At 62.8% G+C, this 13,555-nt stretch carries 12 protein-coding genes; 7 read left to right on the top strand and 5 right to left on the bottom strand.

Features of this window, described 5'->3' with window-relative positions:
- Window positions 1-45: 45 nt before the first annotated feature.
- Together ACPW75_RS01785 and ACPW75_RS01780 are read right to left on the bottom strand one after the other, a co-directional pair.
- Window positions 46-555 (bottom strand): YgjV family protein, encoded by a 510-nt coding sequence (locus tag ACPW75_RS01785; RefSeq protein WP_166463283.1) that lies wholly within the window; start codon window positions 553-555, stop codon window positions 46-48.
- Window positions 556-612: 57 nt separating this feature from the next.
- On the bottom strand, window positions 613-1,188 hold the full coding sequence (locus tag ACPW75_RS01780) for a Crp/Fnr family transcriptional regulator (protein WP_077095420.1): 576 nt from the start codon (window positions 1,186-1,188) through the stop codon (window positions 613-615).
- A gap of 240 nt (window positions 1,189-1,428) precedes the next feature.
- On the opposite strand from ACPW75_RS01780, the gene ettA reads away from it, so the two are divergent.
- The 3 genes from ettA to ACPW75_RS01765 all read left to right on the top strand — a co-directional run bounded on the left by ettA (window position 1,429) and on the right by ACPW75_RS01765 (window position 5,203).
- Window positions 1,429-3,096: an energy-dependent translational throttle protein EttA gene (gene ettA / locus ACPW75_RS01775; protein ID WP_016349627.1), complete on the top strand. Its 1,668-nt coding sequence runs from the start codon at window positions 1,429-1,431 to the stop codon at window positions 3,094-3,096.
- A 163-nt stretch (window positions 3,097-3,259) separates the two neighbouring features.
- The gene (locus ACPW75_RS01770) at window positions 3,260-3,595 is read left to right on the top strand and encodes a hypothetical protein (protein ID WP_077095419.1); all 336 of its coding nucleotides are present in this window, start codon (window positions 3,260-3,262) and stop codon (window positions 3,593-3,595) included.
- 264 nt (window positions 3,596-3,859) lie between these two features.
- Entirely contained in the window at window positions 3,860-5,203 is a 1,344-nt protein-coding gene (locus tag ACPW75_RS01765) for an NCS2 family permease (protein ID WP_005304142.1), read from the top strand.
- 76 nt (window positions 5,204-5,279) lie between these two features.
- Here ACPW75_RS01765 and djlA read toward each other — a convergent pair whose 3' ends face one another.
- Genes djlA through ACPW75_RS01750 form a run of 3 tightly spaced genes read right to left on the bottom strand, consistent with a single transcriptional unit; the run spans window position 5,280 to window position 7,805 of the window.
- A complete protein-coding gene (djlA, locus tag ACPW75_RS01760; RefSeq protein ID WP_077095418.1) occupies window positions 5,280-6,110 on the bottom strand; it encodes a co-chaperone DjlA in 831 nt (276 codons plus the stop codon).
- Window positions 6,111-6,129: 19 nt separating this feature from the next.
- Window positions 6,130-6,798 carry an N-acetylmuramate alpha-1-phosphate uridylyltransferase MurU gene (gene murU / locus ACPW75_RS01755; RefSeq protein ID WP_077095417.1) on the bottom strand — a complete coding sequence of 223 codons (669 nt, stop codon included), beginning with the start codon at window positions 6,796-6,798 and terminating at the stop codon, window positions 6,130-6,132.
- The gene (locus ACPW75_RS01750) at window positions 6,795-7,805 is read right to left on the bottom strand and encodes an aminoglycoside phosphotransferase family protein (RefSeq protein WP_077095416.1); all 1,011 of its coding nucleotides are present in this window, start codon (window positions 7,803-7,805) and stop codon (window positions 6,795-6,797) included. Before ACPW75_RS01750 ends, murU begins: the two co-directional genes overlap by 4 nt.
- Window positions 7,806-7,979: 174 nt before the next feature.
- Here ACPW75_RS01750 and lptD point away from each other — a divergent pair, with 174 nt between their 5' ends.
- From lptD to rsmA, 4 genes are read left to right on the top strand one after another with little or no spacing between them, the layout of a single operon-like run.
- Window positions 7,980-10,412 carry an LPS assembly protein LptD gene (gene lptD / locus ACPW75_RS01745; RefSeq protein ID WP_077095415.1) on the top strand — a complete coding sequence of 811 codons (2,433 nt, stop codon included), beginning with the start codon at window positions 7,980-7,982 and terminating at the stop codon, window positions 10,410-10,412.
- A gap of 30 nt (window positions 10,413-10,442) precedes the next feature.
- Entirely contained in the window at window positions 10,443-11,741 is a 1,299-nt protein-coding gene (gene surA, locus ACPW75_RS01740; RefSeq protein WP_077095414.1) for a peptidylprolyl isomerase SurA, read from the top strand.
- Window positions 11,741-12,736: a 4-hydroxythreonine-4-phosphate dehydrogenase PdxA gene (gene pdxA / locus ACPW75_RS01735; protein ID WP_077095413.1), complete on the top strand. Its 996-nt coding sequence runs from the start codon at window positions 11,741-11,743 to the stop codon at window positions 12,734-12,736. Before surA ends, pdxA begins: the two co-directional genes overlap by 1 nt.
- Window positions 12,726-13,553: a 16S rRNA (adenine(1518)-N(6)/adenine(1519)-N(6))-dimethyltransferase RsmA gene (rsmA, locus tag ACPW75_RS01730; RefSeq protein WP_016349619.1), complete on the top strand. Its 828-nt coding sequence runs from the start codon at window positions 12,726-12,728 to the stop codon at window positions 13,551-13,553. The genes pdxA and rsmA overlap by 11 nt, the downstream gene beginning before the upstream one ends.
- Window positions 13,554-13,555: the final 2 nt, after the last annotated feature.

Genomic DNA, 13,555 nt, shown 5'->3' with positions numbered 1-13,555 from the left:
CCCTATCAAGCGGGACTTGGCCCACGGTTTCTCCCGCAGCCGATATCAACTCCCCGGACACGCCCTGCGCCCATAGTGGCGGTAGTAGCCCACCAGATTGCTGACCAGAAACAGCCCCTCCATCAGCGCCGCCACGGGTGAACCCACCAGCAGGTTGTTGGCCAGCCAACAGAGCGTACCCAGCAGCATCCAGCGCCGCAGCAGGCGATCATCTAGGCAAAACGCAGCCCGGGTCTGCAGCAGGCTGGCCAGCAACCCCAGCAAGGCGAGCGGTCCCTGATAGGTGGCGAGCACCGCGAGGCAGGACAACCCCATAAAGAGCCACATCAAGAGGCGGCGCGTAGCCAGCATGCTGACCACGAAGCGCAGGCTCGCCAGCCAGAGCAGCAGGGCGGCCGACGCTTGTCCCAGCAGTGCGAAATGGGCGCCATTGAGGGCGCAGGAGAGCGCCAGGCAGGCCAGAATGGCCCGGCGCGTCCGCAACTGAAACGACAGCAGATCCAGCAGCAGCGCCAGACTCACCACCAGTTGTGACCACAAAAACAGCGACATCATCCCCACTCCAGGCTTGTTCGAGGGGCCCAGCATGGCGGGGATGGGCAAGGCGCGGCATTAACCCGTGTTAATGCGCCGGCGGATCCGCGACAGGGTGACCGGGCTGATGCCGATGTAGTTGGCGAGCTGCACCTGAGTGAGCCGCGCCGGCCAGTGGGGGAAGGTGCGGCAGAGCTCCCGGTATCGCTCTTCGGGGGAGTGGAGCAGCAAGAAGGCCTCCTTGCGCTCCTTGTAGCACAGCTGCTGGCGCAGCAGGGCCATGCAGACCGGTTGCCAGGCAGGCTCGTCCAGCAGGGCCAGCGGCACCCGCACCAGTTGCAGCGTCGTGACGGCCTCCAGCTGGTAGCGGGCAGGCGACCCGCTGAGCCAGCTGTCGTAGAGCAGGCAGAGCTCCCCTTCGAAGTAGAACTCCTTGCAGCGCTCCTGCCCGTCCCGGGCGTAGTGGCAGGCGCGGGCGATGCCCCGCTCGATGTAGAAGGCCGACTCCTGCATCGCCCCCTGGGCCAGCAGCGGCTGACCCGGCACCAAGGTCAAACGAGGCAGGCGGCCGGCAAGCGGCTCACCGATGGCGGACGCCAGCCCCATGGCGGCGAGGGTGGCCGCCAGAGGCTGGGCTGAAGGCAGGCTGGTCATGCAAACTCCGGGGCAAACTGGGCCTTCATCATGCCAAGTTTGGCGGCCCGTTGCAGCTGGCTGTGATGGCCCTGGCAAAGGGGATGGCCGACCGGGTGCCACCTTTGCCCCCCCTCGCCCATTGGTTTACAATCGACGGGTTTTTTGGAACCCGGTTGACCTGCGTCGACCTGGCCCCACCACGACATCAGTCTGTTAGTGCCAAGACATTAACCTGCTGAAAAGGAAGAGAATTAGCCAATGGCTCAATTTATTTACACCATGAACAGGGTCGGCAAGGTAGTGCCGCCCAAGCGTCATATTCTCAAGAACATCTCCCTCTCCTTCTTCCCGGGCGCCAAGATCGGCGTGTTGGGTCTGAACGGCGCCGGTAAATCGACCCTGCTGCGCATCATGGCAGGCATCGATACCGAGATCGAAGGGGAAGCCCGTCCGCAGCCCGGTATCAAGATCGGCTACCTGCCGCAGGAGCCGAAGCTGGATCCGGAGCAGACCGTGCGCGAAGCGGTCGAAGAGGCGGTCGGCGAGGTGAAACGCGCCATGGCCCGGCTGGACGAGGTCTATGCGGCCTACGCCGACCCGGATGCAGATTTCGACAAGCTGGCCCGCGAACAGGGCGAGCTGGAAGCCATCATCCAGGCCCAGGGCGGCCACAACATGGAAAACCAGCTGGAGCGCGCGGCCGACGCCCTGCGCCTGCCGGCCTGGGATGCCCAGATCAAGCATCTCTCCGGTGGTGAGCGCCGCCGGGTGGCGTTGTGCCGCCTGCTGCTGGAAAAGCCGGACATGCTGCTGTTGGACGAACCGACCAACCACCTGGATGCGGAATCCGTGGCCTGGCTGGAGCGCTTCCTGCACGACTACGAAGGCACTGTCGTGGCCATCACCCACGACCGTTACTTCCTCGACAACGTGGCCGGCTGGATCCTGGAGCTGGACCGCGGCGAAGGTATCCCGTGGGAGGGCAACTACTCCTCCTGGCTGGAGCAAAAAGACGCCCGTCTGGCGCAAGAAGCCAGCACGGAAGCGGCTCGTCGCAAGTCCATCGAGAAAGAGCTGGAGTGGGTTCGCCAGAACCCGAAAGGCCGTCAGGCCAAGTCCAAGGCCCGTATGGCTCGCTTCGAAGAGCTCAACACCAACGACTACCAGAAGCGCAACGAAACCAACGAGCTGTTCATTCCGCCCGGACCGCGCCTCGGCGACAAGGTGGTGGAGGTGGCCAACCTCTGCAAGTCCTACGGCGACCGCCAGCTGATCGACGATCTCTCCTTCTCCATTCCGAAGGGGGCCATCGTCGGCATCATCGGCCCGAACGGTGCCGGTAAATCGACCCTGTTCCGCATGATGTCGGGTCAGGAGCAGCCGGACTCCGGTTCCATCACCCTGGGTGAGACCGTGGTGCTGGCCTCGGTGGACCAGTTCCGCGACAGCATGAACGACAAGAAGACGGTGTTCGAGGAAGTCGCCGACGGCCAGGACATCCTGCGCATCGGCAACTACGAGTTCCCGAGCCGCGCCTACATCGGCCGCTTCAACTTCAAGGGCGCCGATCAGCAGAAGCGGGTTGGCGAGCTGTCCGGTGGTGAACGCGGCCGTCTGCACCTGGCCAAGCTGCTGCAGACCGGCGGCAACGTGCTGCTCTTGGATGAACCGACCAACGATCTGGACATCGAAACCCTGCGCGCCCTCGAGAACGCCCTGCTGGAGTTCCCGGGTTGTGCCATGGTCATCTCCCACGACCGCTGGTTCCTCGACCGTATCGCCACCCACATCCTGGACTACCAGGACGAGGGCAAGATTGCCTTCTTCGAGGGCAACTTCACCGAATACGAAGAGTGGAAGAAGAAGACCTACGGCGCCGAGGCCATCCAGCCGCACCGCGCCAAGTACAAGCGCATCGCCAAGTAACAGGGCAAACAAGTGCGGCAGCTGCATCAGCCGCACCGTTCCCACCACGACAAGCGCATCGCCAGGTAAACCGGCACATGCCACAAGGGGAGCCCAGGCTCCCCTTTCTTGTGCCCGATCGCTTACAATCCAAGACGGATACCTTATGCATGGATGTAGCAAGATGACGACCCAGCCCACCACAGAAAAGAAACTGACCATCCAGATCCGGGTCGAGCCCGGCTGCCTCGGGCCGGACGGCAAGGCGCACATCGAGACCTTCTGCGCTGCCGCCGCCAAGATCTTCGCCGCCGTGGAACCGGAGCTGGTGAGCTGGACCCTGCTGCCCCGCTATGACAAGCAATTGCCGGAGCAGGAGTTTTTCATCGACGGCCGCAAGCTGACCGAGGAGCAGGCCAGCCTGTTTCTGCGCCGCCTGGGGCGGGAGCTGGGGGAAGTGCAGGAGACCCTCGACTCCGTGCTGGCCCAACTGGTGGAGCGCTACTTCAAGACCCTCTGATGGGTCGCTGCCCGCGCAAAAGGTTCTCCAGCGAGAACCTTTTTTATTTTCGGCAGGGCAAACGTTTGAATTTTTGCTCTATTCATTGATCCGCCTCGCAGATCCGGGGTTTGTAAACGGCGCTGCCTGTGTAAAAATGTGCGCGCTGTCACGGTATCAGGACGAGTCTGGTTGTTTAACCACCAGAAACAGGGCATCACGCCCGCATGGATGGGACCAGCTTCTCGCCTGCTGCTTATTTCACGTCACCTATTGGAATCCAACATGAATCAACCACACCAGGCCCCCGCACAGGCCGCCGGGCAAGGATTGCTTGAGCGTCTGTTTGCCCTGAAGGGCCATGGCACCAACGCCCGCACCGAAGTGATCGCCGGCATCACCACCTTCCTGACCATGGTCTACATCGTCTTCGTCAACCCGCAGATCCTCTCTGCGGCCGGCATGGACACCCAGGCCGTGTTCGTCACCACCTGCCTCATCGCCGGCATCGGCAGCATCCTGATGGGTCTGCTCGCCAACCTGCCCATCGCGCTGGCTCCGGCCATGGGCCTCAACGCCTTCTTCGCCTTCGTAGTCGTTGCGGGCATGGGCTACTCCTGGCAAGTGGGCATGGGCACCATCTTCTGGGGTGCCATGGGCCTGCTGATCCTCACTCTGCTGCGGGTGCGCTACTGGCTCATCGCCAACATTCCACTCACCCTGCGGGTCGGCATCACCGCCGGCATCGGCCTGCTGATCGCCCTGCTCGGCCTGCACAACGCCGGCATCGTGGTCGCCAGCCCCGCCACCATGGTGACGGTGGGCAACCTGACCTCCCTGCCCTGCCTGCTGGGGCTGCTCGGCTTCTTCCTGATCTGCATTTTCTCCGCCCGCGGCGTCCACTCCGCCGTGCTGATCGCCATCGTGGTGACCACCACCCTGGGCTGGCTGTTTGGCGACGTCACTTTCAAGGGCTTCGTCTCCATGCCCCCCAGCATCGAGCCGGTGTTTGGCCAGCTGGACCTGATGGGCTCGCTCGACATCAGCCTGGCCGGGATCATCTTCTCCTTCATGCTGGTCAACCTGTTCGACTCCTCCGGCACCCTGATCGGTGTGACCAACCGCGCCAAACTGGCCGATGACAAGGGTCACTTCCCGCGCATGAAGCAGGCCCTGCTGGTGGATAGCGCTAGCTCGGTCGGCGGCGCCTTCATGGGCACCTCCTCGGTCACCGCCTTCATCGAGAGCAGCTCCGGCGTCGCCGTCGGCGGCCGTACCGGCCTCACCGCCATCGTGGTCGGCCTGCTGTTCCTGCTGGCGATCTTCTTCTCTCCGGTGGCCGCCATGGTGCCTGCCTACGCTGCAGCCGGCGCCCTCATCTACGTGGGCGTGCTGATGTGCTCCGAGCTGACCCGGGTGAAGTGGGAAGACCTGACCGAAGCGGTGCCGGCCTTCATGACCGCGGTCATGATGCCGTTCAGCTTCTCCATCACCGAGGGGATCGCCGTGGGCTTCATCTCCTACTGCGTGATGAAGGCGGGTACCGGCCGCTGGCGCGAGATCAACCCCTGCGTGCTGGTGGTGGCCCTGCTGTTCGTGCTCAAGTTCGTCTGGGTCGACAGCCACTAAACCGCGACACACAAACACAGCGCAAACAAAAATGCCCGTCAACGACGGGCATTTTTTATGGCTGACAAAGGGGCGCTCAGCGAATGCCGCGCGCCTCGCGGATCCACTCCCAGGCCTGCTGGATCTCCTGGGTCTTCTCCTTGGCCATCTCCATCATCTCGGGCGGCAAGCCCTTGGCGGCCAGCTTGTCCGGGTGATGCTTGCTCATCTCCTTGCGGTAGGCGCGCTTGATCTCCTGATCGCTGTCGCTCTCGCTCACCCCCAGCAGCTGGTAGGCATCCTTGAGTCGATCACGGGAGGGGGCCTCCTGCCGGTACTGCTGCCCGCCGTGCCCGCCATCCTGATACTGGCCACCGTGCGCCCGGTTGAAGAAGTTCATCTGCGCCTCGGCCATCGCCAGAATGCGGGCCAGCTCGATGCGGCTGAAGCCCAGCTCGTCGGCGATGGTGTGCAGGATGGCGCGCTCGTTGGCCTCGACCTTGCCATCGGCGAAGGCGGCCTGCAGCTGCACCTCGAGGAAGAAGCGCAGGATATCGCGCTGACCCTGGCTGGCACGGCGAAACTCGGCCAGGGTCTCCCGCAGTGGGAAGTCCGCCTCCTTGCCCTGACGGAACGACTCCTGGGCACGAGCACGCAGCTCACCTGCCAGCCGCATCCGGTCCATCAGGTTGGAGGCGACCCGGATCTCCTGCTCGGTCACCTGGCCGCTCGCCTTGGCGATGTGACCCATGACGGCGAAGGTGGCGTGGAAGAAGACCGCCTGTTGCTGCTGGGTGGGCGCGCGGCGAAAATTCAAGCCCATGCCACGGTCGAAACGGTGGCCGATCCAGAGGCCAAGCAGGGCACCGAAGATGTTGCCGAGCAGAAAACCGAAGAAGGCGCCAAGCACCTTACCCCAAATACGCATGGTTCAAGACCTCGTGAAATTAATGAGTGCGTCCTTGCAACTGATCGTCCAGCGCCTGCAGCCGCGCCACCGTTCCGATGTCGCGCCACTCGCCGGCCAGCAGGCTGCCGCCCACCCGGCCTTGCGCCATCCACTCCCGCAGCAGCGGCGCCAACTTGCGCGCCCCCGGCGGGAGTCCGGCAAAGGCGGCGGGATCATAGAGCCCGACTCCGCTGAAGGTCAGCGCCTGGGTATCGACCACCCTGCCCGCCTGCAGCGCAAAGTCCCCCGCCGGATGTTGCGGTGGGTTGGGCACCAGCCAGAGGTGGGCCAGATCCGTACCCAGCGGCTGGGTCACCAGAGTGCGATAGTCCAGATCGAGCCAGGTATCGCCGTTGATCACCAGAAACGGCTCGTCTCCCAGCAGCGGCAGCGCCTGCACGATGCCGCCGGCGGTCTCCAGCGCGTTCTCCTCGGCCGACCATTGAATGTCTACTCCGAACTGACGGCCATCGCCGAGAGCGGCCACCAGCTTGTGGCCGAGCCAGGCGTGGTTGATGACCAGATCGGTCACGCCGGCATCCCTGAGCTTTTCGATATGGTGCACGATGAGCGGCTTGCCCCCCACCGCCAGCAGCGGCTTGGGCAGGCTGTCGGTCAGCGGGCGCATCCGCTCGCCGCGACCGGCGGCCAGGATCATCGCCTTCATGACGCCACTCCGCTGCGGGCCAGCCCGGGCAGCACCACCTGCTCCAGCCACTGGCCGAAGCGGGCCAGCACCGGGTAGCTCGCGCCATGGCTGCGGCAGACGTCCACCACATAACCGAGGGTGCGAGGAATGTCCTTGAGGTAGCCGGACTTGCCATCGCGGTGGTAGAGACGGGTGAAGATACCCGCCGCCTTGAGGTGGCGCTGCATGCCGGTGAGATCAGCGGCACGACGAAACGCGGCGTAATCGAGCTCGCCCAGCAGCTTGGCCTGCTGCAGGGTGTCAAACCCGAGCCGCATGCCCTGCTCGATCACCGCGTCCGGCCAGCGCACATAGCAGTCTTTCAGCAGCGAGACCAGGTCATAGCTGAGCGGGCCTATGACCATGTCCTGGAAGTCGATGACCGCCAGCCGGCTGTCGGCCGGGGTCTCGCCACCGCACACCATCAGGTTGCGGCTGTGAAAATCCCGGTGCATCACCCCCTGCGGCTGGGCCAGGTTGTTCTCGGTGAGGCAGGCGAAGGTCTCGGCCAGCAACTGCTGCTCTTCATCGCTCAGGGTCAGTTGCAGATGGTGACCCAGCAGCCACTCGGGGAAAATGCTGTTCTCCCGCGCCATAAAGGCGGAATCAAAAGGCTCAAGGTCCAGTTCAACAGCGCCGAGACGGGGCAGCAGCGCGATGGCCTTGCCGTACCAGGCCAGCACGTTGTCTGCGTTCAGGCAGCCGATAAGCTGGGTGTCCCCCAGATCGGTCACCGCCAGCAGCCCCTGCTCGTAGTCCACCGCCTGCACCTCGGGGGCCAGCAGGCCACCAGCGTGCAGGGCCGAGGCATTGCGGACAAACTCATGATTTTTTTCGGTTTTAGGATTGGCATCCACCCAGATCAGGCCACCGCCACGGTGGTAGCGGCGAAAACTGGCGTCACCGGAAATGAGGGTCAACTGCAGGCTGGCATCACCGGAAATCCGGCGCGCCCAGTGCAACAAGAGGGAATCGCGATCGTGCATAAGTCGGGGACCAAATTGGAAAGCAGCACTTGGCTGTTAGCCCTGGCCGCAATAATGCTTTATCATTGCCGGCTAACATAAAGCAATGACATGCAATGTCAACTCGATGAATCCTGTCGTAAAATGCATGTCTTGAATCAGCCGTAGCTACCACGGATTGCGCGAGTCTTTCACATGACAAAACGGACACTGGGATACTCCTATCCCATCGCCCTGACCATCAGCCTTGTTCCAGCCCTGACCCCGGCCATAGTGCAGGCGGCGCCGCTGACGCCGCCGCCCGCTACCGGGATCCTGGACGGGCTCTGCTATGACTATGTCCCCAAGATTGAGAAGCTGGCGCCCGGCAAGGACGCCAACGCCCAACCCGTGGAAGTGGATGCCGATCGGCTCGAAGCCAAGCAGGGCGGCACCGCCGTCTACCAGGGCGACGTCAAGGTGCGCCAGGGCGTGCGCAAGTTCGATTCCGACTACGCCGAGCTCGATCAGAAGAGCCGGGACGTCATCGCCATCGGCAACATCTACTACAACGATGGCCAGATCACGGTCACCAGCGACAAGACCCTGAAATCCAACCTGGATACCAAGAACTCCGAGCTGGAAGAGGGCAAGTATCAGGTGCATGGCTCGCCGGTGCGCGGCTCAGCCGACCGGGTCACCATGACCAACAACAACCAGAACATCACCCTGGAAGGGGCCCAGTACACCACCTGCCCGCCGGGTCAGGAAGTGTGGACCCTGAAGGCGGGCAGCATCGACATCGATCAGACCGAGGTGTTCGGGGAGGCCTGGAACGCCAGTCTCTGGCTCTACGACTACCCGGTGTTCTACTTCCCGTACATCAACTTCCCCATCAAGGATGAACGCAAGACGGGTCTGCTCTACCCGGGTTATACCCAGAGCTCCAAGAACGGCATGGACATCACCCAGCCGTTCTACTGGAACATAGCCCCCAACTACGATGCCACCATCACTTCCCGCTTCATGGACAGACGGGGCCTGATGGAGCAGGTGCAGTTCCGCTACATGCCGGATCCGGCCCATGTCGGCAGCCTCTATTTCGAGAACCTGGCCAACGACAAGCAGTACGACGAGACCCCGAGCCTCAACCAGGCCATGTCTGACGGTCACCGTTACCTGCTCAACGCCAACCACACCTCGCTGTTTGCCGACAACGCCATACGGGTGTCGCTCGACTACACCAAGGTGCGGGATCGGGATTACAACTACTTCAACGACTTCTCCCCCAAGGTAGGCACCCAGGTCGAGAACCAGTTGCAGCAGTCCCTGATGGCTGGTTACTTCCAACCCAACTGGAACATCAACACCGAGGTGCGCACCTACCAGATCCTGCTGGCCAGCGCCCAGCAGCCCCACGAGCTGATGCCGCGCATCGACCACAACTATTACCAGCAGGGCAGCTGGTACGATCTCGCCTGGAACACCGAGATCACCAAGTTCGGCTACAACAACGCCCAGGCCATCGCCCAGAATCAGGGTAGTGCCTACACCGGTACCCGGGTCTACACAGCTCCGACTCTGACCATGCCGCTCATCAACGAGGCCGGCTACTACCTCGACAGCCAGTACAAGCTGATGTACACCCGTTACGATCAGGAAGTGCCGGACAACATGAGCCAGACCTTTGTCAGCCGCTTTACTCCTGAAAACGGCAACGGGGTCACCCTGGACGAAGGGATCATCACCCGCACCCTACCCTCCTTCCGCCTCAAGGGCGGCATGACTTTCGAGCGCAACCAGAACTGGTTCGGCGGCGATGCCAACCAGACCCTGGAGCCGGAGTTCCAGTACCTCTATGTGCCCTACAAGGATCAGGACAACATTGGCGTCTATGACTCCACCGGCATGCGCCAGGACTACTACAGCCTGTTCAGCGACCGCCGCTACGCGGGCCTGGATCGCATCAGCGACTCCAACAGAGTCTCCATCGGTCTCACCAGCCGGGTATATGATGAGGCCGGTGATGAACGAATTCGGCTGGCCGTTGCCCAAGCTTTCGATTTTGTTGCGCCCAGGGTCAAGCTCTATCCCAGCGAGACCCTGACCACCAACACCCGCTCCCCGCTCTCCTTCGAGGGGGATGCCAAGATCAACGAGCAGTGGTTTGCCCATGCCGGCGCGCAATATGATGTGGACCAGAGCCGGCTCAGCTCCGCCAACAGCGCCATCGAGTATCGCCGCGAGAAGCTGATCAGCCAGCTGAACCATCGTTTCGTGCGCGATGCCAACTACGATCTTGAAAACAAGGGACAGGTAACCGACCTCAACCAGATCGGCCTGCTGTTGACTACCCCGCTCAACGACCAGTGGCACCTGTACGGGGGTTACTATCAGGAGCTGAATCAGAGCGTGAAGTCTGATCGCAAGGTAGGCCTGAAGTACGACTCCTGCTGCTGGAGCATCAACTTCAACCTGGAGTGGGTCAACACTCCGGACAACGTGACCATGCGTCCGACCTCGGAGCGCAGTCTGGGCATTCAGTTTGAAATGAAAGGATTGGGTAGCGTGGGTACCGGCTCCAAGGGTACTTCCCTGGACACCGAAGCACTGCCTTACATTCGTCCGTTTAACCTGCGAGACCAATAAGCGGTCTGGCAAACGCCTTGAGAGATGGATATGAAGAAGACGTTGATTTCCCTGCTGACTGCAGGCCTGTTCGGAGCCATGAGCCAGGGTGCCTTCGCCGCCCCCGAACTGATGGACAAGGTGCTTGCCGTGGTCAACAAGGACGTGGTGCTGGCCAGCCAGCAGGAAGCTCTGGTGCAGAAGGTAAAAGCCTCTGCCCAGGAGAGCGGCCAGTCCCTGCCCGATGACGCCACCCTGCGCAAACAGGCGCTGGATCGGCTGATCCAGGAGAGCCTGCAGCTGCAACTGGCGGATCGTCAGGGCCTCAAGATCAGCGATACCCAGCTGGAGCAGGCAATCCAGAGCATCGCCGCCGACAACAAGATGACCCTGGATCAGCTGCGGGCCCAGCTGGCCCGTGAAGGGCTGACCTATGCCCAGTATCGGGAAGAGGTGCGCCGCGAGATCCTGATGAACGAGGTGCGCCGCAATCAGGTGCGCCGCCGCATCAACATCTCCGAGCAGGAGGTGAAGCAGGTGGTCGACATCCTCGCCAAACAGGGTCAGCAACAGCAGCAATACCATGTCGGTCACATCCAGGTTGCCCTGCCGGACAACCCGAGCGCCGAGCAGCTCAACGTCGCCAAGAGCAAGATTGAACGCATCCTGGCCGCCCTCAAGCAGGGCGCCGACTTCCGCAAGATGGCCATTGCCGAGAGCAGCGGACCCAAGGCGCTGGAAGGGGGTGACTGGGGCTGGATGAGCCCGCAAGAGATGCCGACCCTGATGGCCGAGGCCGTGCAAGGCACCAAGAAGGGCGACATCGTCGGCCCGCTGCGTTCCGGTGCCGGCCTGCACATCATCAAGGTGTTCGACACCAAGGGTCAGCAGCAGGTCGTGCAGACCGAAGTGCGCGCCCGCCACATCCTGATCAAGCCCTCCATCATCCTGAGCGAAGAAAAAGCCAAGGGCATGCTGGACGGCATCCTGCACGACATCAAGAGCGGCAAGGCCAGCTTCGCCAGCCTGGCGGAGAAATACTCCGAAGATCCGGGTTCAGCGGTGCAAGGCGGCGAACTGGGCTGGTCCGATCCCAACGTTTATGTGCCGGAGTTCCGCGACATGGTCAACCGCCTGCAACCGGGCCAGATCAGCGAACCCTTCCGCACCACCCACGGCTGGCACATCGTCCAGCTGGAAGAGCGCCGCAGCCAGGATGCCACCAACAAGGCCCAGGAGCAGCGCGCCTATCAGCTGATCTACAACCGTCGCTTCACCGAAGAGTCCCAAGCCTGGCTGGACGAGCTGCGTGACGAGGCCTACATCCAGATCGAAGGCGCCGGCAGCTGATGAGTTGTCGTCGTCTCGCCATCACCCCGGGTGAACCGGCCGGGATCGGTCCGGATCTGGTGCTGCAGATTGCCCAGCAGGATTGGCCACACCAGCTGGTGGTGATCGCCGATCCGGCGCTGCTGCGCGAGCGGGCCGCCCTGCTGGGGCTGCCCGTCGAGCTGCAGCCCTATGATGCCGACCAGCCTGCCCACCCGCAACGGGCGGGCACCCTCACCGTCTGTCCGGTTCCCCTCGGCGCCGCCGTGGCGCCGGGTATGCTCGACGAGGGCAACGGCGCCTACGTACTGGCCACCCTGCAGCGCGCCTGCGACGGCAACATGAGCGGCGAATTTGCCGCCGTGGTGACCGGGCCGGTACACAAGGGGATCATCAACCAGGCTGGCGTCTCGTTCAGCGGTCACACCGAGTTCTTCGCCCAGCAGTCGGGCACCGCCGACGTGGTGATGCTGCTGGCGACCGAGGGGCTGCGGGTCGCGCTGGCGACCACCCACATTCCGCTGGCCTATGTGGCGATGGCCATCACCGAGGATCGGCTCGGCAAAGTGATCCGCATCCTGGATGCGGATCTCAAGAGCAAATTCGGCATCGCCACCCCCCGCATTTACGTCTGCGGCCTCAATCCCCACGCCGGGGAAGGCGGCCATCTCGGCCGTGAAGAGATTGACGTGATCGAACCCGCCCTGGCAGGCCTTCGCCAGGAGGGGATCGATCTGGTCGGCCCGTTGCCGGCCGATACCCTGTTCCAGGACAAATACCTCAAGGATGCGGATGCGGTACTCGCCATGTACCACGACCAGGGGCTGCCCGTGCTCAAATACAAGGGCTTCGGCAGTTCGGTCAATATCACCCTTGGACTTCCTTTCATCCGCACTTCGGTGGATCACGGCACCGCACTGGATCTGGCAGGCAAGGGCCTCGCAGACTCGGGCAGCCTGATCACCGCGATCAACCACGCCATCAAGATGGTAGAGAAAAAAAGATATGAGCAGTAAGGTGCAGAGCAACAAGGTGCACATGGGCCACACCGCCCGTAAGCGTTTCGGTCAGAACTTCTTGCACGATCGCTACGTGATCGATCAGATCGTGGCCGCCATCAATCCACAGCCGGGTCAGAACCTGGTGGAGATCGGCCCGGGTCTGGCCGCGCTGACCGAGCCGGTCGCCTCCCAGATGGACAAGATGACCGTGGTCGAGCTGGACCGGGACTTGGCCGCGCGCCTGCGCGAGCACCCGACCCTCAAGGAGAAGCTGACCGTCATCGAGGCCGATGCCATGCGCTTCGACTTCGGCACCCTGATGGGGGAAGGCAAGGGGCCGCTGCGCATCTTCGGCAACCTGCCCTACAACATCTCCACCCCGCTCATCTTCCACCTGTGCGAGTTCGCCGACCGGGTAGAGGACATGCACTTCATGCTGCAAAAGGAAGTGGTCCTGCGTCTGGCAGCCGGCCCTGGCAGCAAGGCTTATGGCCGGCTGAGCGTGATGACCCAGTACTACTGTCAGGTAGTGCCGGTACTGGAAGTGGGCCCTGGCGCCTTCAAGCCGGCACCGAAGGTGGATTCCGCCGTGGTGCGTCTGATCCCGCACAAGAACCCGACCATCGTCGCGAAAGACATTCGTTGCCTGAACCGGGTCTGCACCGAAGGCTTCGGCCAGCGTCGCAAGACCATCCGCAACAGCTTCTCCAACTTCATCACGGACGCCCAGCTGACCGAGCTTGGTATCGATGGCAACCTGCGCCCGGAGAACCTCTCCCTCGAGCAGTTCGTCATGATCGCCAACTGGCTGGCGGATCAGCAACAGGCCTGATC

It is taken from the genome of Aeromonas sp. FL131 (assembly GCF_049860615.1).
Classification (GTDB): domain Bacteria; phylum Pseudomonadota; class Gammaproteobacteria; order Enterobacterales; family Aeromonadaceae; genus Aeromonas; species Aeromonas hydrophila.
This window is presented reverse-complemented; position numbering and strand designations above follow the sequence as displayed.